19 protein-coding genes and 1 pseudogene are annotated in these 24123 nt (G+C 71.9%); 13 read left to right on the forward strand and 7 right to left on the reverse strand.

Annotated elements, in window-relative coordinates:
* Window positions 1-15 precede the first annotated feature (15 nt).
* Window positions 16-1374, reverse strand: a complete 1359-nt coding sequence (locus AC2XR2_RS05450; protein WP_491514435.1) for an NAD(P)/FAD-dependent oxidoreductase — start codon at window positions 1372-1374, stop codon at window positions 16-18.
* 255 nt (window positions 1375-1629) lie between these two features.
* Between AC2XR2_RS05450 and AC2XR2_RS05455 the strand changes: the two genes are divergently transcribed.
* Window positions 1630-1926 carry a hypothetical protein gene (locus AC2XR2_RS05455; protein ID WP_330269798.1) on the forward strand — a complete coding sequence of 99 codons (297 nt, stop codon included), beginning with the start codon at window positions 1630-1632 and terminating at the stop codon, window positions 1924-1926.
* A 135-nt stretch (window positions 1927-2061) separates the two neighbouring features.
* On the forward strand, window positions 2062-3024 hold the full coding sequence (locus AC2XR2_RS05460; RefSeq protein ID WP_491514436.1) for a hypothetical protein: 963 nt from the start codon (window positions 2062-2064) through the stop codon (window positions 3022-3024).
* A gap of 52 nt (window positions 3025-3076) precedes the next feature.
* Here AC2XR2_RS05460 and AC2XR2_RS05465 read toward each other — a convergent pair whose 3' ends face one another.
* The gene (locus AC2XR2_RS05465) at window positions 3077-3259 is read right to left on the reverse strand and encodes a tail-anchor membrane protein (RefSeq protein ID WP_020137233.1); all 183 of its coding nucleotides are present in this window, start codon (window positions 3257-3259) and stop codon (window positions 3077-3079) included.
* Between the two features lie 132 nt (window positions 3260-3391).
* The gene (locus tag AC2XR2_RS05470) at window positions 3392-4492 is read right to left on the reverse strand and encodes a fatty acid desaturase family protein (protein ID WP_491514437.1); all 1101 of its coding nucleotides are present in this window, start codon (window positions 4490-4492) and stop codon (window positions 3392-3394) included.
* Window positions 4493-4800: 308 nt separating this feature from the next.
* Between AC2XR2_RS05470 and AC2XR2_RS05475 the strand changes: the two genes are divergently transcribed.
* Both AC2XR2_RS05475 and AC2XR2_RS05480 read left to right on the forward strand, forming a co-directional pair.
* A complete protein-coding gene (locus tag AC2XR2_RS05475) occupies window positions 4801-7596 on the forward strand; it encodes an SCO1167/SCO6262 family helicase (RefSeq protein ID WP_491514438.1) in 2796 nt (931 codons plus the stop codon).
* Window positions 7593-8867, forward strand: a complete 1275-nt coding sequence (locus tag AC2XR2_RS05480; RefSeq protein WP_491514439.1) for an SWF or SNF family helicase — start codon at window positions 7593-7595, stop codon at window positions 8865-8867. Before AC2XR2_RS05475 ends, AC2XR2_RS05480 begins: the two co-directional genes overlap by 4 nt.
* Here AC2XR2_RS05480 and AC2XR2_RS05485 read toward each other — a convergent pair.
* On the reverse strand, window positions 8847-10019 hold the full coding sequence (locus tag AC2XR2_RS05485; protein ID WP_491514440.1) for a cytochrome P450 family protein: 1173 nt from the start codon (window positions 10017-10019) through the stop codon (window positions 8847-8849). The genes AC2XR2_RS05480 and AC2XR2_RS05485 overlap by 21 nt on opposite strands.
* 47 nt (window positions 10020-10066) lie before the next feature.
* On the reverse strand, window positions 10067-10909 hold the full coding sequence (locus AC2XR2_RS05490) for a patatin-like phospholipase family protein (RefSeq protein ID WP_491514441.1): 843 nt from the start codon (window positions 10907-10909) through the stop codon (window positions 10067-10069).
* A 100-nt stretch (window positions 10910-11009) separates the two neighbouring features.
* Between AC2XR2_RS05490 and AC2XR2_RS05495 the strand changes: the two genes are divergently transcribed.
* Window positions 11010-11690 carry a TetR/AcrR family transcriptional regulator gene (locus AC2XR2_RS05495; RefSeq protein WP_491514442.1) on the forward strand — a complete coding sequence of 227 codons (681 nt, stop codon included), beginning with the start codon at window positions 11010-11012 and terminating at the stop codon, window positions 11688-11690.
* A 75-nt stretch (window positions 11691-11765) separates the two neighbouring features.
* On the opposite strand, the gene AC2XR2_RS05500 is transcribed toward AC2XR2_RS05495, so the two are convergent.
* Entirely contained in the window at window positions 11766-12230 is a 465-nt protein-coding gene (locus tag AC2XR2_RS05500; RefSeq protein ID WP_491514443.1) for a hypothetical protein, read from the reverse strand.
* 233 nt (window positions 12231-12463) lie between these two features.
* On the reverse strand, window positions 12464-13630 hold the full coding sequence (gene xylA, locus AC2XR2_RS05505; RefSeq protein WP_381299580.1) for a xylose isomerase: 1167 nt from the start codon (window positions 13628-13630) through the stop codon (window positions 12464-12466).
* A 146-nt stretch (window positions 13631-13776) separates the two neighbouring features.
* Here xylA and xylB point away from each other — a divergent pair, with 146 nt between their 5' ends.
* The 8 genes and pseudogenes from xylB to AC2XR2_RS05545 all read left to right on the forward strand — a co-directional run.
* Window positions 13777-15222, forward strand: coding sequence for a xylulokinase (gene xylB / locus AC2XR2_RS05510; protein WP_449352898.1), 1446 nt, complete (start codon window positions 13777-13779; stop codon window positions 15220-15222).
* A 7-nt stretch (window positions 15223-15229) separates the two neighbouring features.
* Window positions 15230-16474 (forward strand): ROK family protein, encoded by a 1245-nt coding sequence (locus AC2XR2_RS05515; protein ID WP_449352899.1) that lies wholly within the window; start codon window positions 15230-15232, stop codon window positions 16472-16474.
* A 205-nt stretch (window positions 16475-16679) separates the two neighbouring features.
* Window positions 16680-17708, forward strand: a complete 1029-nt coding sequence (locus AC2XR2_RS05520) for an acetamidase/formamidase family protein (RefSeq protein ID WP_491514444.1) — start codon at window positions 16680-16682, stop codon at window positions 17706-17708.
* 14 nt (window positions 17709-17722) lie between these two features.
* On the forward strand, window positions 17723-18322 hold the full coding sequence (locus tag AC2XR2_RS05525) for an N-acetylmuramoyl-L-alanine amidase (RefSeq protein ID WP_449352900.1): 600 nt from the start codon (window positions 17723-17725) through the stop codon (window positions 18320-18322).
* A 97-nt stretch (window positions 18323-18419) separates the two neighbouring features.
* Window positions 18420-19700 carry a GAF domain-containing protein gene (locus tag AC2XR2_RS05530; RefSeq protein ID WP_491514445.1) on the forward strand — a complete coding sequence of 427 codons (1281 nt, stop codon included), beginning with the start codon at window positions 18420-18422 and terminating at the stop codon, window positions 19698-19700.
* A 56-nt stretch (window positions 19701-19756) separates the two neighbouring features.
* The gene (gene exaC / locus AC2XR2_RS05535) at window positions 19757-21280 is read left to right on the forward strand and encodes an acetaldehyde dehydrogenase ExaC (protein WP_491514446.1); all 1524 of its coding nucleotides are present in this window, start codon (window positions 19757-19759) and stop codon (window positions 21278-21280) included.
* A 1396-nt stretch (window positions 21281-22676) separates the two neighbouring features.
* The gene (locus AC2XR2_RS05540) at window positions 22677-23975 is read left to right on the forward strand and encodes a hypothetical protein (RefSeq protein ID WP_491514447.1); all 1299 of its coding nucleotides are present in this window, start codon (window positions 22677-22679) and stop codon (window positions 23973-23975) included.
* 10 nt (window positions 23976-23985) lie between these two features.
* Window positions 23986-24115, forward strand: a pseudogene (locus AC2XR2_RS05545) (IS110 family transposase); the annotation flags it as partial.
* Window positions 24116-24123: the final 8 nt, after the last annotated feature.

Below are 24123 nucleotides of genomic sequence, written 5' to 3' on the forward strand. Positions count from 1 at the left end.
CCGGAGCACCGCTCATCAGGCTCGCGATCCGGCCTCCTCCGGTGCCGCCGGCGGCTCAGCCGGTGTCGGGGCGATCGGACGGAAGAGGACGGCCCGGGCCACGGGCGGGGCGAACAGGGCGCCGACGGGGGCGGAGAGGGTGAGTACGGCGCGGAAGGCGCTCCCCACGACGGGGTCGCCGGGCGCCCGCTCCTGGACCCGGCGCAGGTACCAGCCGGCGATCCGGTCCCCGGGCCCGCCGTCGAGCGCGGTGCCGACCGCGCCCGGCATCTTGCGATCGGCACCGGCGGAGATGTCCCACGCCTGCCGGGACGCGGCGAGGAGCGCCTTTTGTACGCGCCGTGTCGTGGGTGTCCGGCGCGGGTCGGCCAGGGCGTCGCGCAGGGCGGCGGCGCTCATCGCGGCCACGGCCATGCCCTGGCCGTAGATCGGGTTGAAGGTGCACAGGGCGTCACCGGTGGCGAGGAAGCCGGCCGGACGGCCGGGCAGGTCGTGGCGGCGGCGTACGTTGGCGGTCCGCCGGAAGCCGAACGCCGGGGAGAGGGGCTCGGCTTCCTCCAGCCATTGGTCCAGGAGCGGATGCGCCAGCCGCTTGGTGTACGTCACGAACTCGTCGTCGCCCGTGGGCGGTTCGTCGCCGCGCAGCCCCGAGACGATCACCAGATGGGTGCCGTCCTCCAGCGGCAGCGCACCGCCCCCGTGGACCTGGTCGGGCCCGGGATAGACGTAGTAGCCGAGGGTCTCGCCGTCGAGGACACCCCTCGGGCCGCGGTAGACGCGGGATGCATAGGCGAGTCCGGTATCGATGGTCTCCTCGTGCGGGGCCTCCGCGCCGATCGCCGTGAGCCACTGCGGGGCCTTGGTGCCGCTGCCGGAGGCGTCCACGACCAGATCGGCCTCCAGGGACCGCGGCTGCGCGTCGGGCTCGCCGGAGCGCTCACGCAGCCGTACGCCCCGCACGCGTGCGGCGTCACCGAGGAGCCCGACGACATCGGTGCCGTCGACCACGCTGATCACCGGGTCGGCGAGGACCCGCCGCCGTACCAGCTCCTCGAGTTGCGCGCGGGACCCCGTGTAGATGTGCGTGGTGGCCGGCACCCGGCGGAACCAGCGGCCGTTCTGCCACATCACCATGTCGGACGGCATGCCCACCCTGGGGGCGCCCGCTTCCCGCAACTCGGCCAGGAGGCCGGGGAGCAGCGATTCCAGGGCCCTCTGTCCGCCCTTCAGCAGGACGTGCGGATGCCGGCCCTGCGGCACGCCGGGACGGGGCTTCGGGCCGTCCGGGAAGCGATCACGCTCGACGACGGTCACCCGGTCGGCGTGCCCGGCCAGGGCGTGCGCCGCGAGGAGCCCCGCGAGGCTGCCGCCCACGACGACCGCATGCCGTTCACCCCGACCGCCGCGTCCAGCCCAACGGCTTGCCTGTCCGGCAGAGTTCACCGATCCGCCCCCTTGGTCGCCACGTCGTGAGAAGCCACAAGTATCCCGTCCCGCACAGCGGGTTGACCGCTTTCCGGCCTTGTGGACGCCCCGTCCCTCTTCTGCCGCCGACGCTCGGACCTTACGTTGAGTAGCAGAAGTTGCATGTTCGGCAGGACCACGTCACTCAGGGGGAAGGTGGTCACCATGTGGGGCAGGATCCGCAAGTCCGGCGCCAGATTCGTCAACGCCATGCGCACCGAGGAGCAGACCGGTCGGGAGGCGCGCACGCACAACCTGTTCGAGGCCGCCGCCGCGTACGTGTCGGCGTGCGCGGAGGACGACCAGGACCGGATCGAGGAGACCGCGGCCTGGGTGTCGCCGGAAGCGCTGTCGTTCGGGGTCAACGAACTCGCGTGCCGGGCCGTCATCGCCCTCGCCAGGGAACGCGACGAGTCGCCGGGCGCGGTGGCCCGCGCGCTCCTTGGACTGCCGGCGGCCTGATCGGCCGCCGGCGGATGGTCGATTCGCCCCGTCCAGGCGGAAAACAGCAGCTCCGGGTGTTCTTGCCAGTCGTGACAAGCGCCTTCCCCGCGCACTAGGGTGCGCGCCGTTGGACTTACCGATGGGGAGGCTGGGATGGCCGGGACGGACGAGGACGCCGTCGCCGCCGCGGACGACGCGCTCTACGTACTGACGGCGGCGCTGCTGACGCCGGCGAAGTTCCCGAGCGTGCTGGGCGACGACTATCCGGAGGCCTGCGCGGCTCTCGGTCTGGCACCGCTGGCCGACGGGTACGGCCTGGTGATCGGCCAGGACGGCAGCGGCGCCCGGTGGACGGTCGTCGTCGACGACGTCTCCCTGGTCGCCGTGGCGATCGCGTCCTGGGACTGCGGCATGGAGTACGACCTGTCGCCCGAGGAGCACACCGTGGTGGCCGCGCTGCCCGGCTGGCCCCTCCCGGTCGCCGTCGCCGCGCCCGGTGTTCCGGCGCCGCACGACCCGGACCCCGAGGCCACCGGCGGCCCCACGCTGGCGCCGCCGGACACCACCACCTGGGGATCGGCCCAGCGGCGCCTCGGTGCCGACGAGATCGCGCTCCAGTGGGCGACATGGCGTGACCAGATCGACGACTCGGCCTTCTCGAACCCGAACGGCGGCTCGGCGGAGCAGAAACAGGCCGGGGACGAGAAGGCCGCGGACGGCACAACCGCGGACCAGGACACGTCGAACGGCGCAGCCTCGCGCAAGGACGCCTCGGACGCCGGCTCCTCGAACAGCTCGGCGGCGGGTGCCAACGCGTCCGGCGAAGCCGGGAAGGCGGCACCCAAGGGGCACAGCGGTGTCCGGCGTGTGCTCGCGGAGGCCCGCGCCTACATCGAGTCGCCGCCGCCCCTCGGGCGCGTCCGGTCCTCGTTCGCGTCGGGCGACTCCCGGACGCTGCGTGCCGACGGCCCCGGGTGGTCGCTGGTGGCCAGGACCGACGACATCGCGTTCGTGCTCCTCGACGACGAGCCCGGCGAGGTCCTGCCGGTGGGCCGGGGACCGGAGCTGCCGGGACTGCTGGAAGCGCTCGACAAGATGGCCGTACGCCCGAGCTGAGCCGCCGCTCCGCACCGGCCGGGCCCGTCGCGCTCCCGGCCGGTGCGCTCGGTCAGCGGCCGAGTTCCTTGCGGGTGACACGGCGCAGCCTGCGCCGCTGGGAGGGGTCCAGGGTGAGGTATGCGGCGGCCGGGACTCCCAGGACGATCAGGAGTGCGGCCCACCAGGGCAGCCAGATCAGCAGGAGCAGCCCGACCGCCACACCCCCTGCGGCGATCTTCGCGTTCTTCGACATGTGCGTCGCCTCCTTCGCGGCCGTTGCCGCTCTCTGTCCAGAAAAACGGGTCCGCGCTTCCACCAGTTCCGCACCACGACCCTGAGACATCCCTGAGACCACCCCCTGAGACGTCCCGGAGACGTGCCCCCCTCATGGTCCCCCGCGGCGACTCCTGAGGACCCCGGGCGACGCCTGGTGGTCTGCCCGCAGCGGCTCACCCACGTCGTGCATGTGGCTCAGCGCCTGCCGGTAGGAGTCCACGAGGCCGGTCTCGGTGTAGGGGATACCCAGATCCCGGCAGTGCGCGCGCACGAGCGGTTGTGCGAGGCGCAGATGGGGCCGGGGCATGCTGGGGAAGAGGTGGTGTTCCACCTGGTAGTTGAGGCCGCCGAGGAACCAGTCGGTGACGGCACCGCCACGGATGTTGCGGGAGGTGAGCACCTGGCGGCGCAGATGGCCCCAGGACTCGCCGTGCGGCTCCGGCATCTCCATGCCCTTGTGGTTCGGGGCGAAGGACATCCCGAGGTGGAGTCCGAACAGGGCCTGGTGGATCGCCGCGAAGGCAAGGGCCTTGCCGGGGGACATGGTGGTCAGCAGCAGCGTGGCGTAGGCGGCGACATGGCTCACCAGGAGCGCGCCTTCGACGGCACGCTCCCCAGGCGCCTGGCGGCGCAGATCCTTGAAGCCCTGGATCTTCAGGGCGACGCCCTCGAGGAGGGTCAGGGGGAAGAAGAGCCAGGCCTGGTGGCGGGTGAGCCAACGCCGGAAACCCGTCCGTCCCTTCGCCTGCTCGCCGGTGAAGACGAGGACGTCCGCGGCGACGTCGGGGTCCTTGTCGATGTGGTTGGGGTTGGCGTGGTGGCGGTTGTGCTTGTGGTTCCACCAGGAGTAGCTCATGCCCAGGAGCAGGTTGCCGTGGACGAGGCCGATGGCCCGGCCGGTCGCCCTGTCGCCGGTGATCTGGGCGTGGCCCGCGTCGTGGCCGATGAAGGCGGTGCGTGCACAGAGGACGGCGAGGAGCGGGGCCAGCAACAGGGTTCGCCAGGAGTCGCCGGACAGCGCGACGGCTGTGACGATGCCGGCCAGGGCGAGTGCGTTGACGGTGATGGTGCGGGCGTACCACCCATGGCGGCGCTCCAGGAGGCCCCGGCTCTTCACGTCGCGCAGGAGTGGCGCGAACTCGCTTCCGCCGGGCGGGGAGCCGGACGTACCGCGCGGATGGGGTACGACAGTTGCGGTGCTCTGCGGCATGTCCGGTCTCCGGCTCTCTCAGGAAAACGTTCTGACCTGAGAAAACGTACGAACCGGTGACCTGTGGCGACCATCCGACAACCCCCCGTGCGCCTACGGGGGGCAGCACCGGGGGCGGGAGGGGGGTTGGCGACACCCCGGCGCTGAGGTGAGCCAGAACACTCTTCGATGGCGCTCGGAGGCTCGGAGGTGATGTACCCTCGACGACTCCGACGAAGTAGTCAAGTTTGAGGAGTCCCGCGATCTCTGCCCAGAGGTTCCCCGCGGCATCACCGTCCGAGATCTCCGAACTCACCTCCTGTTGTGCCGTGTTCCTTCCCGGAGACCCGGCCCGCACGGGCGCCGTGGCCTTCTGGCGGCCCGACGGCACCGCTCTGCCCGCCGTGGCGGCGGGCAGAGTCGAGGAACTGGCTCTTGTGGTGCCCGGCAGCGAGGGCGCGGAGCGGGTGGACCTGCCCGCGGTCCTGCTGCCGGTCCGCGCCGCCCTGCCCGTCCTCACGCGTGCACGTGCCTCCGCACAGGGACATCGGGCGACCCGGTTCTGGGGTGCCGCGGCCGTACTCGCCCTCCAGTGCGTGGCGCGCGGGCTGCTGCTGCCCGGCCTGTCCCCCACCGACCATGACGCCTGGCGCATGGGCCCCCTGGGCGCGGCGGACGTCGAGAGCGTCCGCCGGCTCGCGGCCGCGATGCCTCCCGAGGCGCACGCCGTACCTCTGAGCTGCGTCGAGCCGCTGCGGCTGCCCGACCCCGAACACCTGCTGCGCGCCTTCCTGGACGCCGTCGCGGACACCCTGCCCCGCTCCCCCGCGGCACCTCTCGTGACCGGCGGACCGGCCTACGCGGCGCAGGCACCGCAGCACATGCCCGAGCAGCGCGGGTGGGCGGCGGATGTCGCCGCGGGCCATGACGCGGGCGTACGCCTCTCGTTGCGGATCGAGGTCCAGGGCCTGGTCACCGGGATCGAAGCCCACAGTCCGGGCACCGATGGGGCGCCCTCCTTCCGGGCCGTCCTCCAGGTGCACAGCGTGAGCGATCCGACGGTCGTCGCCGACGCCGCCGACGTGTGGGCGGGCACCGCCGCCTTCGGTTCCCGCGCGCGGATGGACGTCCTCCTCGCGCTGCGCCGGGCGGCGCGCGCCTGGCCGCCGCTCACTCCGCTGCTCTCGGCCCCGGTCCCGGACGCCGCGGAGCTCGCCGACGAGGAGGTCACCGACCTCCTGGGCGGAGGCGCCCGGGCTCTCGCCGACATCGGGGTCGAGGTGCACTGGCCCAGGGAGTTGGCCAGAAGCCTCACCACGCGCGCGACGGTCGGTCCGCCGGACGACGGCCGGGTCGGCTCGGGCGCTCCCTCGTTCCTGTCCGCCGACGCCCTGCTCGCGTTCGACTGGTGGTTCGCGCTGGGCGACCGGCAGCTCACCCGCGAGGAGCTGGACCGGCTCGCCGAGTCGAACCGCCCGGTCGTGCGGCTGCGCGACCAGTGGGTGCTGGTCGACCCGCACGAGGTGCGCCGTGCGCGCGCCCGGCAGGACCACAAGGTGACGCCCGTCGACGCCCTGCGCGCCGCGCTGACGGGCTCCGCCGAGATCGACGGCCACAGGATCGACGTAGAGCCCACCGGATGGCTGGAGGCCCTCAGGGACCGGCTCGCGGACCCGGAGGGCCAGGAGCCGGTCCCGCAACCGGCCGCGCTCGCCGCCACGCTGCGTGACTACCAGCGCCGGGGCCTGAACTGGCTGGCCCGCATGACGTCCTCGGGGCTCGGCTGCTGTCTCGCCGACGACATGGGGCTCGGCAAGACGATCACCTTGATCGCGCTGCATCTGCACCGGCAGACCGACAGCGCGTCCGCCGGCCCCACTCTCGTGGTGTGCCCGACGTCCCTGATGGGCAACTGGCAGCGCGAGATCGAGAGATTCGCCCCGGGTACGGCGGTACGCCGCTTCCACGGCCCGCGGCGCGACCTCGACGGTCTGACCGACGGGGAGTTCGTGCTGACCACGTACGGCACCATGCGGCTGGACGCGCCCCGACTCGCCGACGTGGCCTGGGGCATGGTCGTGGCGGACGAGGCGCAGCACGTGAAGAACCCGTACTCGGCGACCGCCCGGGAGCTGCGCTCGATCGGCGCACGCGCACGCGTGGCGCTCACCGGCACGCCGGTGGAGAACGACCTGTCCGAGTTGTGGGCGATCCTCGACTGGACGACTCCGGGTCTGCTGGGCCGGCTCGGCACGTTCCGCGACCGGTACGCGCAGGCCGTCGAGAGTGGCCGGGACCCTGCGGCCGCGGAGCGGCTGGCCCGGTTGGTGCGGCCCTTCCTGCTGCGCCGCCGCAAGTCGGATCCGGGGATCGCCCCGGAGTTGCCGCCGAAGACCGAGACCGACCGTGCCGTGTCGCTCACCCCGGAACAGGTCGGCCTGTACGAGGCCGTGGTGCGGGAGACGCTCGCGGAGATCTCCGCGGCGGACAGCATGGTGCGGCGCGGGCTGATCGTGAAGCTCCTGACGGGCCTCAAGCAGATCTGCAACCACCCGGCGCAGTTCCTCAAGGAGGAGCGGCCCACCATCGCGGGCCGCTCAGGGAAGCTGGAGCTGCTGGACGAGCTCCTGGACACGATCCTCGCCGAAGGGGCGAGCGTGCTGGTGTTCACGCAGTACGTGCGCATGGCCCGCCTGATCGAGCGCCATCTGGCGGCGCGCGGTCTGCCCTCGCAGTTCCTGCACGGCGGGACGCCGGTCGCCGAGCGCGAGGCGATGGTGGGGCGGTTCCAGGAGGGTGAAGTGCCCGTGTTCCTGCTGTCGTTGAAGGCGGCGGGCACCGGCCTGAACCTGACCCGGGCCGAGCACGTCGTGCACTACGACCGCTGGTGGAACCCGGCCGTCGAGGCACAGGCCACCGACCGCGCGTACCGCATCGGACAGACCCGTCCCGTGCAGGTGCACCGGTTGATCGCCGAGGGGACGATCGAGGACCGCATCGCCGACATGCTGCACCGCAAACGGGAGTTGGCCGACGCGGTGCTCGGTGCGGGCGAGGCGGCCCTGACCGAGCTGACCGACGCCGAACTGGCCGATCTGGTCGAACTCCGAGGGGGTGCACGATGACGGGACACGACACCGACACGGAGCGCACGTTCGCGGCACTGCCGCCCGCGCAGGGGCGAGGGTTCGCGCAGACGTGGTGGGGCCAGGCCTGGTTGCGGGCTCTGGAGGACGCAGCGCTGGACTCGGCGCAGGTGAAGACGGGCCGCCGGCTCGCGCGCGCGGGTGCGGTGGGCGCGGTGTCGGTGCGCGCGGGACGCATCACGGCCGTCGTCCTGGACCGTGACCGCACCCCGCACCGTGCCGACGTCCTGCTGGCCGAGCTGTCGGCCGAACAGTGGGACCGTTTCCTCGACCTCACCGTCGAACGATCCGGGCACCTCGCCGCGCTGCTGGACCGCGAGATGCCACCGCACCTGGTGGAGGACGCGGCGAGCGCCGGCATCGAACTGCTGCCGGGTCTGGGCGATCTGGAACCGACGTGCGATTGCGGCGCTTGGGACCACTGCGGGCACACGGCGGCCCTCTGCTACCAGATGGCCCGCCTGCTGGACCAGGACCCGTTCGTCCTGCTGCTGATGCGCGGCCGCGGCGAACAGAGCCTCCTGGACGCCCTCCAGGCACGTACCGCCGCTCCTGTGGAGGAGGACTCCGGCCCGGAGGGCGTGGACGCCGCCGAGGCGTACGCGGCCGGCGACATCCTGCCGTCGCTGCCCACGCCGACGGAACCGCCCCTGGAGCCCGGCCTTCCGCCCGTGCTGGACGCCGAGGCCCCGCCGGAACCGGGAGTGGACCCGGTCGCCGTCCGCCATCTGGCCGCGCGGACCGCCGTAGAAGCGCATCGGTTGCTCACGGAGGCTCTCCGGCCGCACTCGGACCGGTCCGCGGCGGTCACCGGACTGACAGCAGCGCAGGACGCGGTGCGTCTCGCGGTCGACGCGCCGGACCGAGCCGTGACAGAGCGGCTGGCCGAGGGATCGGGGCGCGACCCGGAATCGCTGGCGGTGGCCACGCGCGCGTGGGAGCTCGGTGGCGCGGCCGCGCTGGCCGTACTGGAGGAGGAGTGGACGCCCGACGAGGGAGGTGAGGTGTACGCACGCGCGCGTGCCGCCCTGCACTCGGCCTGGGACGAGGACGAGCGGCCTTCCCTGCGGGCGACCGGCAACAGGTTTACCGTCACGGGCGCACCCGTCCAGATACGCCTGGGACGGGACGGCCGCTGGTGGCCGTACCGGCGGGAAGGGGGACGCTGGGTACCCGCGGGACCGGCCGCCCTGGACCCGGCGACGGCGCTGGCCGCGACGGAGTCCGCCTCAGCCGAACCTCAGAGGTAGCTGGGTCAGCCCCCTCAGGAGCGTGCTGCTGCGCCAGGTCAGGCTGTCCGGGTCGGTCGCGAAGGCGAGGGCGGGCCGGTGGCGCAGCAGCAGGCGCAGGGCGACGGACGTCTCCGCGCGGGCCAGTGGGGCTCCCAGGCAGTGGTGCAGACCATGGCCGAAGCCGAGGTGCCCGCGCGCGGGACGCCGTAGGTCGAAGCGGTCGGGCTCGGGGAAGCGGAGCGGATCGCGGGAGGCCGCGGCGAGCGAGACCAGCACGGAGTCGCCCGCCTCGATCGAGGCACCGCCGAGGTCGAGCGGCTCGGTGGCGAAGCGGAACGCCGTGGAATGCACGGGTGAGTTGAAGCGCAGGGACTCCTCGACGGCGACGTCGGTCAGGTCCGGTTCGGCCCTGAGCAGGGCGAGTTGGTCCGGATGGGCGAGCAGGGCGTGAACGGTTCCGGAGATCAGGTCCACCGTCGTCTCGTGGCCCGCGACGAGGATCAGGAAGGCCATGCCGAGGAGTTCCTCGGAGGTGATCTCGGGGTTCGCCACCAGGTCGTCGATCAGACGTTCCGGCCGTTCGCGTCCTGGAGCGATCAGACCGGCAAGGTACTCGGTAAGGGAACCCGCGGCGATGGTCGCGGTCTCGGGCGAGGTGGGCACGACCAGTTCGTGGGACCAGGCGTGGAACTCCGCGCGGTCCGCCGTCGGCACGCCCAGAAGATCGCAGATCACCGTGACAGGCAGGGGGAGCGCGTACCGGGCGACCAGGTCCGCGGTTCCCCGCTCCGGCAGCGCGTCGAGGAGTTCGAGCGCCACGGCTTCGATTCTCGGGCGCAGGGCGGCTACGCTCCCGGCCGTGAAGCGGGTCGCCACCAGCCGACGTAGGCGGGTGTGCCGGGGAGGGTCGGTCTGGAGCATGTTGCGGCCGACGGCGTGTCCGCCGTCGCTCTCCCAGGAAGCGGAATGGCGGATGTCGTTGCACAGTCGGGGGTCGGTCAGCGCGGCCCGGGCGGTGTCATGGGCGACGACCAACCAGCTGTCTCCGCTCCCGGGGACGTGAACCCGGTGTACGGGCCCTTCGGCTCGCAGCGCGGCGTAGACGAGGTACGGGTCGGAGGCCAGGTCGTGGCCGTCCGGGGCCAGTTCCTCCAGGGTGGGTACGGGCATGACGGTTCCTTCCGGTCGCGATCCTGTGGGCACCGCCCCGGCCGCTGTCACTCGGCACTCCATACCGCGGGCAACGCAGCCGCGAGTGCCGTGCCCTGGGCGTGCCCGGCTCGGGCGGCCGGTGGGCGGCGTGCCTCTGAGGTCATGTCGCGTCCCATGGCGCGGCGCGCGGTGCGGTCTGGGGTCACGAGGGTGACGTGGGCGCCCTCGGCGGTCAGCTCGGCCGCTTGCCGCGCCGCGTCGGCGTGAGGGCCCACGGCTCTGGGGATCGGAGCGATGGCCAGCACGTGGTGATGGCCGCGCGCGAGGTGGATGTTGGCCGTGGAACGGCTGCCACCGTCCATCCAACGGCGCCCGGCCACGGTGACGGGGGGCCAGACCACGGGAACCGCGCAGCTCGCGGCGACGGCCTCCCGGAGCGTGACGCCCGAATCGGCGTCAAAGGCCGTCAGTGCCCCTGTGAGGGCGTCGACAGCAGTGACCCGCAGCATGGGGTCGGGCCAGACCTCGACGCCCCGCAGCAGCGGATCCAGCGCGGCGTACACGTCGGACTCGGGGCCCGTACGGGCCTTCAGGGCCGCTCGTCCGAGACGCCGCACGGAACGCTCCGGGTCACGGGAGCCCAGCGCGGCCCACAGGAAGCGGAGCGTCTGGCCGAGCGTCACATCGAGATTCACGGAGTCGGCACCGGCCAGTTGACGTTCGTACAGCTCTCGCGCGGGTTCACCGGCGAGCAGCCGCGCACCGAAGATCGCACCTGCCGAGGTGCCGATCACGACGTCCGCTCGGGCCGGATCGACACCGGCGTCGCGCAGGCCGGCGAGGACTCCTGTCATCCAGGCTCCGCCGACGCGGGCGCCACCACCGAGAACGAGTGCCGTACTGCCCATGCCCCACCCCTGCCTCAAAGTGGGGACTAGTCCCCGTTTCACCCTCGAACGATAGCATCGCGACCGGGGAGCACTCCCCGGTACCGCGGGAAGGGCGCCCATGACGAACGAGGCAATGGCACCGGCTCGACGGCGCGATGCGCGTCGCAATCGGGAGTCGCTGGTCCAGGCCGCGCACGAGGTGTTCACGGAGCAGGGGCTCGAGGCGCCCCTGGACGCGATCGCCCGGCGGGCCAAGGTGGGGAACGCCACGCTCTACCGGCATTTCCCCACCCGCGCGGAGCTGGTCGACGCGGTCTTCCGTGAGCCGCTGGCGGGCACCATGACCGCGGGCGAGCGGGCCCGGACCGCCACGGACGCCTGGGAGGGGCTCGTCGGCTACCTGGGAGCCGTGTTCGCCGTCCTGGCCACCGATCGCGGCACCAACGACCTGATGACCACGCGCCTCGAGGGTGTCGACTCATTGGAGGCCGTGCACGCCCACAACCGGGCGACCATCGACCTGCTGCTGGCCCGTGGCCGTGAGCAGGGCAGCATTCGCGCGGACGTCACGACGGAGGACGTTCTCTTCGCACTCGCCGCCCTGGGGCGAGCCGTCCCGGCTCTGGCCGGCGCCGTCGCCCCGGACGCGTGGCGCCGCCCTCTAGCCCTGCTCCTCGACAGCCTGAGGGCCTCGCCCGCCGTCGCGCCTCTGCCCTCCCCCGCCCTCACGACGGAGCAGCTCGGCGATGTCCTCCAAGGTCTGGGTCCCCACCGGGCAGCCCGCACGTCCCCCGAGTGAGAAACAGGCGCACACGCGTGTGCCGCGGAGTTCAGGCGGACACACGTGCGGCGCCGTGTGTTCACTGTTCGGCCGTCACCCCAGCGACGGGAGGAACGACTCCAGATCGCTCGGGAACTCACTGGGGAGTTCGCTCGGGAACTGCGACGGAAGCTCGCTGGGCAGTTCACTGGGGAACTGCGTGGGCAGGCTGAACGACGGCTTGGGAGAGGGGCTCGTGCTGGTCTGCGGGGCCGGCGTCCCGTCCTTGTCCGGCGAGTCGTCACTGCCCGAGGCCATGAAGATGACTACTGCCACCGCGACGGCGGCCACGATCACGGCGAGCAGGGCGAACAGCGGGCTGCGGCGGCGGGGGCCGCGGGGCCCGTGTCCACCCTGGGTCTCGCGGACGGGCGGTATCGGCTGGGTCGGGGGCAGGCTCCCGTACCGGTTCGGGTCGCCGCGCCCGAAGTCGTCAGGAGGTGGTCCGAAGCCACCGCCCGGAGGCGGTGTGTCACCCGGCGGTCCGGGTGGCTGGGGCGGTACCGGCGGCATGGCCATACCGTCCAGAGTCGCCGCGAACCGGTCATGGGGCGACCCCCGCGCGGGAGTTGATACGGCCTCATGCCGTGGATCGCATGATTCCGGAACATTCCGCGCGGGGTCGCCCCCCCACTACGCGCGCGTGCGCCCTGACCTGTCGGACCGCGCGCGTGCACTCGAGCCGTCGGCACGCATGTGTGCCGACGGCTCGAGGCCGCTCACGACCGACCGCCCGCGCGCGTGGGCCTCGTTCAGCCGCGGGCACCCAGGAGGTGGTCCATGGCGAGCTGGTCGAGCTGCTCGAAGGCCATGCCGCGCGCGGCGGCCGCCTCCACGTCGAAGTCCTCGAAGGCGCCGCGGTCCGCGAGCAGCGCCTTGAGGCCGTCCGCCGCCGTCTGCTGCGCCAGCTCGTCCAGACGCGCGGCACGCAGCGCCTCCTGGACCTGCGGGTCGGCGCGGAAGGCGGTGGCACGCTCCTTGAGGATGAGGTAGTTGCGCATGCAGCCCGCGGCCGACGCCCACACGCCGTCGAGGTCCTCGGTGCGCGGCGGCTTGAAGTCGAAGTGCTTCGGGCCGGCGTAACCGGCGCTCTCCAGGAGGTCGACGAGCCAGAAGGCGGCACGCAGGTCACCGGCGCCGAAGCGGAGGTCCTGGTCGTACTTGATGCCGGACTGGCCGTTGAGGTCGATGTGGAAGAGCTTGCCCGCCCACAGGGCCTGCGCGATGCCGTGCGGGAAGTTCAGCCCGGCCATCTGCTCGTGGCCGACCTCGGGGTTCACGCCGTACAGCTCGGGGCGCTCCAGGCGCTCGATGAACGCGAGCGCGTGGCCGACGGTGGGCAGCAGGATGTCGCCGCGCGGCTCGTTCGGCTTGGGCTCGATCGCGAACTTCAGGTCGTAGCCCTGCTCGGTCACGTACTCGCCGAGGAGGTCGAAGGCCTCCTTCATGCGGTCGAGAGCCACGCGCACGTCCTTGGCGGCGCCGGACTCGGCGCCCTCACGGCCGCCCCAGGCGACGTAGGTCTCGGCGCCGAGCTCGACCGCGAGGTCGATGTTGCGGATGGTCTTGCGCAGGGCGTAACGGCGTACGTCGCGGTCGTTGGCGGTGAACGCGCCGTCCTTGAAGACCGGGTGCGTGAAGAGGTTGGTGGTCGCCATCGGCACCTTCATGCCGGTGGCGTCCAGGGCCTCACGGAAGCGCTTGATGTGGCCCTCGCGCTCGCTGTCCGAGGACCCGAAGGGGATCAGGTCGTCGTCGTGGAAGGTCACGCCGTGGGCGCCGAGCTCGGCCAGGCGCTGCACCGTCTCGACCGGGTCGAGGGCACGGCGGGTGGCGTCGCCGAACGGGTCCCTTCCCTGCCAGCCGACGGTCCACAGGCCGAAGGTGAACCTGTCCTCGGGGGTGGGCTGGTAGTTCATGACGCGGCTCCTTGCTGCTCCGGACTATTTCGTCATGGCGGTTTACAAATTAGTATGCACACACGTCTCCGGGAAGAGACAAGGTGTCTTCGGGGTGAGACACCAGCCGCATCAAGATCATGAGCCGTGCAAAAAGGGAGAGCCCGATGTCAGCAGCCGAGGGTCCGCTCGTCGTCGGCGTGGACACGTCCACCCAGTCCACCAAGGCGCTGGTGGTCGACGCGGCCACCGGCCAGGTCGTCGCGCGCGGCCAGGCACCGCACACCGTGTCCTCCGGGGCCGGCCGCGAGAGCGACCCGCGCCAGTGGTGGGACGCGCTGTCCGAGGCCCTGCGCCAGTGCGGGGACGCCGCACGGGAGGCCGCCGCCGTGTCGATCGGCGGCCAGCAGCACGGCCTCGTCACCCTGGACGAGCGGGGCGAGCCGGTGCGCCCGGCCATGCTCTGGAACGACGTGCGCTCGGCGCCCCAGGCCCGGCGGCTCATCGAGGAGCTGGGCGGTCCCAAGGCATGGGCGGAGCGGACCGGAAGCGTGCCGGGCGCCTCCTTCACGGTCACGAAGTGGGCCTGGCTCGCCGAGCACGAGCCGGAGGCCCTGCGCGCCACGAAGGCGGTCCGCCTGCCCCACGACTACCTCACCGAACGCCTCACCGGCGAGGGCACCACCGACCGCGGCGACGCCTCCGGCACCGGCTGGTGGGCATCGGCGACGGAGTCGTACGACAGCGAGATCCTCGCGCACGTGGGCCTCGACCCCGCGCTGCTCCCCCGCGTGGTGCGGCCCGGCGAGGTCGCCGGCACCGTCCGCGACGGCCATGACCTGCCGTTCTCCAAGGGCACCCTGGTCGCCCCCGGCACCGGTGACAACGCGGCCGCCGCCCTTGGCCTCGGGCTGCGTCCCGGGACGCCGGTGATGAGCCTCGGCACCTCGGGCACGGTCTACGCCGTGTCCAAGCGCCGCCCCGCCGACCCGACCGGCACCGTGGCGGGCTTCGCCGACGCGCACGGCGACTGGCTGCCGCTGGCCTGCACCCTGAACTGCACGCTCGCCGTGGACCGCGTCGCCGCGCTGCTGAACCTGGACCGCGAGGCCGTGGAGCCGGTCTCGGGGGTCACCCTGCTGCCCTACCTGGACGGCGAACGCACCCCGAACCTGCCGAACTCCTCCGGGCTGCTGCACGGCCTGCGCCACGACACCACCGGCGGGCAGCTCCTCCAGGCCGCCTACGACGGTGCCGTGCAGGCGCTGCTCGGGGCACTGGACCTGGTGCTCGACGCGGACGCGGATCGCTCGACGCCGCTGCTGCTGATCGGCGGCGGGGCCCAGGGCACCGCCTGGCAGCAGACCGTACGACGGCTCTCGGGGCGGCCGGTGCAGGTGCCCGAGGCCAAGGAACTGGTCGCGCTCGGCGCCGCCGCGCAGGCCGCGGGGCTGCTGACCGGCGAGGACCCGGGCGCGGTCGCCCGGCGCTGGAACACGACCGCCGGGCCGGTGCTGGAGGCCGTGGAGCGGGACGACGAGACGCTGGCCAGGATCGCCGGGGTACTCTCCGACGCGGCGCCGCTGCTGGAGCGGGGGACCTCTGAGAAGTGAGGGAGGCATGACCGCACCGCTGCACGACGCCCGATCGGCCGGCCCGGGGCGCGGCCCGCACGACGCCCACCCGGCGGGGACCCGCCGCGGCCTGCCCGACACCCAGCAGGGCATGCGCCGCCGCAACCTGGCCCGCGTCATGCACGCCGTCAGCGCCGAGGGGCCGCTGTCGCGTGCCGCGGTCGCCTCGCGCATCGGACTGACCCGGGCCGCGGTGTCGACCCTCGTCGACGAGCTCATACGCTCGGGGCTCCTGGAGGAACTGGGCCCCGAGCGCCCCGGCCGGGTCGGCAGGCCGGGCTCCGCGCTCGCCGTCAGCGGACGCGGGCCCGCCGGGATAGGCGCGGAGATCGGGGTGGACCACCTCGCGGTCTGCGCGGTCGACCTGCGCGGCCAGACCCGCGCGGAGGTGGTGCGGTACGGCGCGAACCGGGGCCGCGCGCCCGAACCGGTGCTCGCGGAACTCGCCTCCCTGGTGCGCCAGGTGGTGGCGGAGGCGGAGAGCGAGGGCCTGTGGCCCGCGGGGCTCGCGGTGGCGGTGCCCGGCCTGGTGGCGCGTGACGCCCGGACCGTCGTCCGCGCACCGAACCTCGACTGGCACGACACCGACCTGGGCGCCCTGCTGCCCGAGGACTTCCCGCTGACCGTGGGCAACGAGGCCAACTTCGGCGCGCTGGCCGAACTCTGGCTCGGCGACGACACGCCCCACGACTTCCTGCACGTATCGGCGGAGATCGGCATCGGCGCGGCCCTCGTGGTGGACGGCCAACTGCTGCGCGGCACCCGCGGTTTCGCGGGCGAGCTGGGCCATGTGCCGGTCCGCCCGGACGGTCCCCGCTGTCCGTGCGGCGGCCGGGGCTGTCTGGAGCAGTACGCCGGTGAGGAGGCGGTGCTGCGAGCGGCCGGCCTCGAACCCGGCGAGGACCGGGTCGGGCTGCTCGCGCAGCACGCGGCGGACGGCGACGAGGCCGTACGAGGCGCCCTGCGCGAGGCGGGAGAGGCGCTCGGTATCGCGCTGACCGGTGCGGTCAACCTGCTGGATCCCCAGGGCGTGGTGCTCGGCGGTGCGCTGGCGGGGCTCGCGCCCTGGATGCTGCCCTCGCTGCGGGACGAACTGGCGCGGCGCACCGCCGGTCCGGCCTGTCCGGTGTCGGTGTCGCGACTGGGTTCGCAGGGGCCGCTGCTGGGGGCCGCGCACTCGGTGGTGCGGGCGGTTCTGGACGACCCGTCGGTTGTGGGCGAACGGGCCTGACGGGCCGTCATTTCACCCCATCGGGTGAGGGAGTTATCCACAACTCCAAGGTTCTCCACGGAAACAACAAGCGCTCTTCTGCCCGATCGGCACCCGCCGTACCGTGATCCACGCGAGGCACCCAGCGACTTCGTCACCTGATCGTGCTGATACGACACCGCCCGCGTCCACCTCGACGAACCGACCGGATCGGAGCCCTGCAGCGATGAGCGACCCCCGCATCCTGACCGTACGTCCCCAGCCGGGCGAGTACGCCTGGACGTTCGGCGGTGCCCCACCGGTGGCCCGCATCAAGCCCGGCACCGTCCTCGACCTCTACACGGAGGACTGCTTCGCGGGGCGGGTGCGGTCCGAGAAGGACCTGGTGTCCGAGGTGTGCGAGTTCCCCTTCCTGAACCCGCAGACCGGTCCCTTCCACATCGAGGGCGCGGAGCCGGGGGACACCGTCGCCGTGCACTTCGTGTCGGTGGAACCGGCGCGGGACTGGGCCGCGTCCACCACGGTCCCCCTGTTCGGCGCGCTCACCTCCACACACACCACCGCCACGCTCCAGCCCCCGCTGCCGGAGACCGTGTGGATCTGGCAGCTGGACCGCGCCCGGCGCACGGCGATGTTCCGGGCGCACGACAGCGACATCGAGATCGAGCTGCCCATGGACCCGATGCACGGCACCGTGGGGGTGGCTCCCGCCAACCTGGAGGTGCGCTCGGCGCTGGTGCCCGACGCGCACGGCGGCAACATGGACACCCCGGAGATGCGCGCCGGCGTCACCTGCTACCTCGGGGTCAACGTGGAGGGCGCTCTGCTCAGCCTCGGCGACGGCCATGCCCGGCAGGGCGAGGGAGAGACCTGCGGGGTCGCCGTCGAGTGCGCGATGAACACCGTGGTGATCGTGGAGCTGCTCAAAGGGCTCGCCACGCCCTGGCCGCGCATCGAGTCGGACACGCACATCATCTCGACCGGCTCGGCCCGCCCGCTGGAGGACGCGTTCCGGATATCGCAGCTCGACCTGGTGCAGTGGCTGGTCCGCGACTACGGATTCAGCGAGCTGGACGCGTACCAGTTCGCGACCCAGGCCGTGGAGTCGCCGCTCGCCAACGTCTGCGACACCAACTACACGTGTGTGGCGAAGATCCGCAAGGAATGGCTGCCCCCGCGCGAGACTCACCGCGGAGTGCACGACCGGCTCCGTGAGACCGCGGTGGCCCTGCGGGGCGGAACGCCGCCGACCTGAGAGGCACTTGATCCTTGGAACGCGCACGACCGCTGTTCGACCGACGGCGGCTGCTGAAGGGCGCCGTCCTCGCCGCCGTACCGTACGCGCTGCTTGCCGAGACGCCGGCCGGGGCCGTGCCCCAGCCCGTCGACCACCCGTTCGCCGAGTGGCAGCCCGCGACCAGCTCCAACTACACGTACTCGGACCGCCCCGCGTCCTACGACATCGACCGGGTCGTCATCCATGTCACCCAGGAGACCTTCACCGACACCCTGGACATCTTCCGGAACCCTGCGAAGCAGGTGTCCGCGCACTATGTCGTCCGGTCGGCCGACGGTCATGTCGCCCAGTGCGTCCGGGAGGCCGACGTGGCCTGGCACGCCGGGAACTGGGGGTACAACACCCGCAGCGTCGGCATCGAGCACGAGGGGTGGGTGGACCGGCCCGCCTACTTCACCGACGCCCTGTACGCGCAGTCCGCGGTGCTCACCGCGGACATCTGCGAGAGATACGGCATCCCCAGGGACCGTGCGCACATCATCGGGCACTACGAGGTGCCGGGTTCGGACCACACGGACCCTGGGCCGTACTGGGACTGGACGCGCTACATGAGGATGGTGGAAGCCGTGTGAGGAGGCGTCGTTCGGGTGACGGCGGTCGAAGAGGTTGTCGGGGCGGGCACCCGGAGTGACGATGTTCCCAGCCGCATCGCGTTCCGGGGAGGCCGAGTTGTCCGATCCATGGGTGGCCCTGGAGGCGGGGGCCGACCCTGCCGAGCGTGTCCGGATGCTGCTGCGGGCGCACGAGACGTTCACCGAGGCGGGTACGGTGCAGCGGCCGGTGCGGCCGGTGGTGGCGGACTCGTGGCGGCGTTCCGCGCGGGCGGGGGTCGGGCCCGACGGGACGGCGAGCGTCGAACTCAGCGACGGCGACCTCGGCGCGTACCGGGCCGAGCATCCGCTGGCGCGGGTCATGCCGCTGTTCCGTGAGCTGATGGGGACGTTCGCCTCCGACGGGGAGCATCTGCTCGCGGTGTGCGACGAGCACGGCAGGCTGCTGTGGGTCGAGGGACACGCGTCGACCCGGCGGCAGGCGGGCCTGATGAACTTCGTACCGGGGGCTCGGTGGTCGGAGACCGCGGTCGGGACGAACGCGCCGGGCACCGCGGTGGCGGTGGACCGGCCGGTGCAGGTGTTCGCGGCGGAGCACTTCATCCGCCGGGTGCAGCCGTGGACCTGCGCGGCCGCGCCGGTCCACGATCCGCGGACCGGTCGGGTGCTGGGGGCCGTGGACATCACCGGTGGGGACGGGCTGGCGCATCCGCACAGTCTGGGGTTCGTCCAGGCGGTCGCGCGGGCCGCCGAGTCCCAGCTGGCGCTGCTGCTCCCGACGGAGACGGCCACCGACACGCCCGAACTGAGCGCGCTGGGCCGGGACGAAGCGGTGTTCGCGAGCGCCGGACGCAGGATCAGGCTCAGCCGGCGGCACAGCGAGATCCTGGTACTGCTGTCCCGGCACCCGGAGGGGCTGAGCGGCGACGAACTGCTGTGCGCGCTGTACGAGGACGAGTCGGTGACACCGGTGACGCTGCGGGCCGAACTGGCAAGGCTGCGCCGGGTGCTGGGGCCGGGGCTGCTGGCGTCGCGGCCCTACCGGTTGACCGTGCCCGTCGAGTCGGACGTGGCGGTGGTGGAGCGGCGGCTGGAGAGCGGGGCGGTGACGGGGGCAGTCCGGGGGTACACCGGTCCGCTGCTTCCGGCCTCGCGCGCTCCGGCGGTGGCACGGCTCAGGCGTCGGATCGCCGACGGGCTGCGCACGGCGTTGATCGCCCGCCGGGATCCCGACCTGCTGGCGGACTGGGCGCACGCGCCGTGGGGCGAGGACGACCTCGACGTGTGGCGGGCGCTCGCCGCCGTACGGCCCACGGCGAGCGCCCGGGCCCGGCTGGCCGCGCTGGAGTCGGAGCTGGCCGCGCCGAGGGCAACGTGGTTGCAACGTCCGCGCTCCTAGCCTCACGCGCAGAGCCGCCCAACGGCGGGCGGCGCTGCTGAAGGAGGCTGGCCAGCATGACCCGTTACGCGGCACCCGGCACCGAGGGCGCGATCGTCTCCTACCAGGCGCGCTACGACCACTTCATCGGTGGGGAGTACGTGCCGCCGGCGCGTGGGCAGTACTTCGAGAACCCGTCTCCGGTGAACGGGCAGCCGTTCACCGAGGTGGCGCGGGGCACCGCGGAGGACGTGGAGCGGGCGCTGGACGCCGCGCACGCGGCCGCGCCGGCCTGGGGCCGGACCTCGGTGACCGAGCGCTCCGGCGTCCTCCTCAAGATCGCCGACCGTATGGAGGCGAACCTGGAGAAGCTCGCCGTCGCGGAGAGCTGGGAGAACGGCAAGCCGGTGCGGGAGACGCTGGCGGCCGACATCCCCCTGGCGATCGACCACTTCCGGTACTTCGCGGGGGCGATCCGGGCGCAGGAGGGTTCGCTGGGCGAGCTCGACGACGACACGGTGGCGTACCACTTCCATGAGCCGCTCGGTGTCGTCGCGCAGATCATCCCGTGGAACTTCCCGATCCTGATGGCGGTGTGGAAGCTCGCCCCCGCCCTCGCGGCGGGCAACGCGGTCGTCATCAAGCCGGCCGAGCAGACCCCGGCCTCCATCCACTACTGGATGAGCCTGATCGCGGACCTGCTGCCGCCGGGCGTGGTGAACATCGTCAACGGCTTCGGTGTGGAGGCCGGGAAGCCACTCGCGTCGAGCCCGCGGGTGGCGAAGGTGGCGTTCACCGGCGAGACCACGACGGGGCGGCTGATCATGCAGTACGCCTCCGAGAACATCAAGCCGGTCACCCTCGAACTCGGCGGCAAGTCACCGAACATCTTCTTCGACGACGTCTGGGCGCGGGACGACGACTTCCGTGACAAGGCGCTCGAGGGGTTCACGATGTTCGCCCTCAACCAGGGCGAGGTCTGTACGTGTCCGTCCCGGGCACTGATCCAGAGCGGTAACTACGCCGAGTTCCTCCAGGCAGCCGTCGCCCGTACCGAACTCATCAAGCCGGGCCACCCCCTCGACACGGAGACGATGATCGGCGCCCAGGCCTCCAACGACCAGCTGGAGAAGATCCTCTCCTACCTGGACGTCGGCCGACAGGAAGGCGCGAAGGTGCTCACCGGTGGCGAACGGATCGATTACGACGGTGAGTTGAAGGGCGGCTACTACGTCCAGCCGACGATCTTCGAGGGCGACAACCGGATGCGGATCTTCCAGGAGGAGATCTTCGGCCCGGTCGTGTCGGTGACGTCCTTCGACGACTTCGACGACGCCCTGAAGATCGCCAACGACACGCTGTACGGGCTCGGGGCGGGTGTGTGGACCCGCGACATGAACACGGCGTACCGCGCGGGCCGCGCGATCCAGGCAGGCCGCGTCTGGACGAACTGCTACCACGCGTACCCGGCGCATGCCGCGTTCGGCGGGTACAAGCAGTCGGGGATCGGGCGGGAGACGCACAGGATGATGCTGGAGCATTACCAGCAGACGAAGAACGTTTTGGTTTCATACAGCCCGAAGAAACTTGGGTTCTTCTAGAGGCTCAAGTCGGTTGCCTGGAGGTGCCGATGCGCTCCAGGCAGCCCGACACGACAGCTACCCAATGCAATCTGTTGGTTTCTTCCAGTCACTCTCTGGCGTCCAGTGAAGATCTACTCGGACCAGTCGCGGACCAATACATGCCGGAGGACGTTACCCCCGCGAGCCTCCCGCCCACAGGCACAGCGACCCGTCCAATGCCCGGAGGCAGCACTCGAACCGCCAAGAGAAGACAGCAGAAATGGCCGGGCAGGAAGGCCGCCGCGAAGTCGCCCGCCTCCCAGCTTCCGGCGTGAACAAGGCCGTTGTCAGTGCCGCATGCGATCCTCCCTCGGAAGTGAACAATGCAAAGGGAGGCCGGGTGGCGGTGGGACGTCCTCGGAAGGATCCGCGCGACCCGGTGTTGATCATGCGGGAAGCCGGGCTCGAACCGCTGGAGCCTTATCCAGGCAGTGATAAGCCCTGGCGTTGCCGCCATGAAGCGTGCGGGAGAGAAGTGACACCGCGGCTGGGCAACATCGCCTCGGGCAGACAGGGCGGCTGCCGATACTGCTCAGGCACGGCGCCGGTTCCTCCAGAGGAAGCTGTGGCGTTGATGCGCTCGGCAGGCTTGGAACCACTGGAGCCGTATCCCGGTGCGACACCGCCTTGGCGCTGCCGGCACGTGCCCTGCGGTCGGGAGGTCAAGCCCCGCTACTCGTACATCAAGCGCGGAGGGGGACCGTGCCGATGGTGCGCGCCGAACGCTCCGGTCGACCCCGACCAGGCCGCCGCGCTCATGAGGTCGGCGGGTCTGGAGCCATTGGAGCCCTATCCCGGCACCGACATCCCCTGGCGTTGCCGCTGCACAATCTGCAGCACCATCGGGACGCCCACTCATGGGTCGGTCAAGCGCGGACAAGGAGGCTGCGGCCCGTGCGGGCGAAAGCATGCCGGGCAGGGCACCAGCCGGGCATGGTCACGTCGCCGCGAGATGCCGCGCACGGACGGCAACCAAGCCGCAGTCGAGGCCAAGCATTTCGGCCTAGAGCCGTTGGAGTCCTACCCAGGGCCGAGCGGCCTGTGGCGCTGCCGCCACCTCGCGTGCGGCCGTAGCGTCGAAATCAGGTTGAGCAACCTCAGGCGCGGCCTTCGGTCCTGCCCCTACTGCCTTCCTTCCCCAGGTGGCCGACGCCGTTGGCCCGCGGACGAAGCCGAGGCCCTCATGCGCGCCGCTGGCCTGGAACCGCTCGAACCGTATGGCGGGCGTCGCGACAAGGCGTGGCGGTGTCAATGCAACGGCTGTGGGCATGAGAGGTCACCGAGTCTGGGCGGCATTCTGGCGGGTCAGGGTGGCTGTCGGCACTGTGCCGACGTGAGGGCTGGAGCGGGCAGAAGAACAGACCCGGAGATCGCATTGGCTGCCATGCGTGCCGCCGGGCTGGAACCGCTGGAGCCCTACGCCACCTCGGTGACTGCGTGGCGGTGCCGCTGCACGACCTGCGGCAACGAGGTCTCCCCGACCCTCATGAAAATCCGTACCGGTGGCGGATGCAAGTTCTGCGCCACCCACGGCATCGATCTGGCAGGGCCGTCGAAGGTCTACGTGATCACCCACCGCGAATGGCAAGCCGTCAAGATCGGCATCGGTGCCTGCACCGGCTACACCTCGCGCCTCATCCAACACGAACGCCAGGGTTGGCAACTGCATCAGGCCCGTGAATACGCCACCGGCGCGGCTGCCTACGACGTCGAGCAGGCCGTGCTGGGCCGCCTGCGCCAGGCCGGACTCATTCCCTTCCTCACGAGCGACGTCATGCCGAACGGCTGGACCGAAACCTGCTCTGCGGCCCGCGTCACGGCGGCCGAGGTCTGGACCATGGTCGACGAGGAAACCCGGAACTCGGCGGACCCCTATGCGCCCCGAGTCGGTGACCGACCTCGTGCCGCAGTCCTCATCGACGCGGAGGCCGCAGCCGCGGAAATGCGGGCCTGCGGATACGAACCACTCGTTCCGTATCCCGGCCGCACCAACGCGACTTGGCCCTCGCGCTGCATGACCTGCGGGCACGAGGGACGTCCGACGTTCAACGCCGTCCGTAACGCGGGCCAGCGCTGTCGCATCTGCCGGGCGAAGGAGACTCAGGCGAAACGCGCCGCCACGAACGCGCCGAAGGCTGGCGAAACCATGCGCGCGGCCGGACTCGAACCGCTGGAACCCTACCCAGGTAGCCCTACACCGTGGCGATGCCGATGCACCACATGCGGTCACGAAACCAGCCCCACCTACTCCAACGTCAACAGTGGTTCAGGGGGCTGCCGGTTCTGCGCCCTCAACTCGGCCACCAACGAGCGGGCGTCCGCGGAAATGCGAGCTGCCGGGTTCGAGCCCTTGGAGCCGTACCCCGGCCGCACCACGGACCATTGGCGCTGCCGCTGTTCCTGTGGAAACGAAGTGGCGACCCGCCTGTCCTCCATCCGGTCGGGCACCACCGGCTGCAAGAAGTGCCCCCGATCCGGCGGCCGAACCGATCCGACAGCAGCCGCCGCGGAGGCACGCGCCGCCGGGTTCGAGCCGCTGGAGCCCTATCCGGGGAAGACCACCGACCGGTGGCGCTGCCGCTGCAGGTGCAGCACGGCCATCACCCTCACCCTGACCAGCATCAGAGGAGGCCGTATCGCGTGCGGCACCTGCTCCCAAGGCCCGACTCGGTAACCATCGGTCACAACGTGCCAAAGACAAGCGCCACACCCAGGCCGTCATGGCGCTCTCCTGGCGCCAGGGTCAACATTCTCTGGGCTCTCCTGCGCGACAGACGATGCTACGAGCTCGCACCGCCGAAGGCCCAAGCGGCTTGGCAAAC

The sequence above is a fragment of the Streptomyces sp. LS-MS-L19 genome, from assembly GCF_058382285.1.

Excerpts from the sequence above, each read along its gene's own strand:
- AC2XR2_RS05455 (WP_330269798.1), top strand. The coding sequence starts at position 1,630 with ATGTGGGGCAGGATCCGCAAGTCCGGCGCCAGATTCGTCAACGCCATG.
- AC2XR2_RS05460 (WP_491514436.1), top strand. The coding sequence starts at position 2,062 with ATGGCCGGGACGGACGAGGACGCCGTCGCCGCCGCGGACGACGCGCTC.
- AC2XR2_RS05465 (WP_020137233.1), bottom strand. The coding sequence starts at position 3,259 with ATGTCGAAGAACGCGAAGATCGCCGCAGGGGGTGTGGCGGTCGGGCTG.
- AC2XR2_RS05470 (WP_491514437.1), bottom strand. The coding sequence starts at position 4,492 with ATGCCGCAGAGCACCGCAACTGTCGTACCCCATCCGCGCGGTACGTCC.
- AC2XR2_RS05480 (WP_491514439.1), top strand. The coding sequence starts at position 7,593 with ATGACGGGACACGACACCGACACGGAGCGCACGTTCGCGGCACTGCCG.
- AC2XR2_RS05485 (WP_491514440.1), bottom strand. The coding sequence starts at position 10,019 with ATGCCCGTACCCACCCTGGAGGAACTGGCCCCGGACGGCCACGACCTG.
- AC2XR2_RS05490 (WP_491514441.1), bottom strand. The coding sequence starts at position 10,909 with ATGGGCAGTACGGCACTCGTTCTCGGTGGTGGCGCCCGCGTCGGCGGA.
- AC2XR2_RS05495 (WP_491514442.1), top strand. The coding sequence starts at position 11,010 with ATGACGAACGAGGCAATGGCACCGGCTCGACGGCGCGATGCGCGTCGC.
- AC2XR2_RS05500 (WP_491514443.1), bottom strand. The coding sequence starts at position 12,230 with ATGGCCATGCCGCCGGTACCGCCCCAGCCACCCGGACCGCCGGGTGAC.
- xylA (WP_381299580.1), bottom strand. The coding sequence starts at position 13,630 with ATGAACTACCAGCCCACCCCCGAGGACAGGTTCACCTTCGGCCTGTGG.
- xylB (WP_449352898.1), top strand. The coding sequence starts at position 13,777 with ATGTCAGCAGCCGAGGGTCCGCTCGTCGTCGGCGTGGACACGTCCACC.
- AC2XR2_RS05515 (WP_449352899.1), top strand. The coding sequence starts at position 15,230 with ATGACCGCACCGCTGCACGACGCCCGATCGGCCGGCCCGGGGCGCGGC.
- AC2XR2_RS05520 (WP_491514444.1), top strand. The coding sequence starts at position 16,680 with ATGAGCGACCCCCGCATCCTGACCGTACGTCCCCAGCCGGGCGAGTAC.
- exaC (WP_491514446.1), top strand. The coding sequence starts at position 19,757 with ATGACCCGTTACGCGGCACCCGGCACCGAGGGCGCGATCGTCTCCTAC.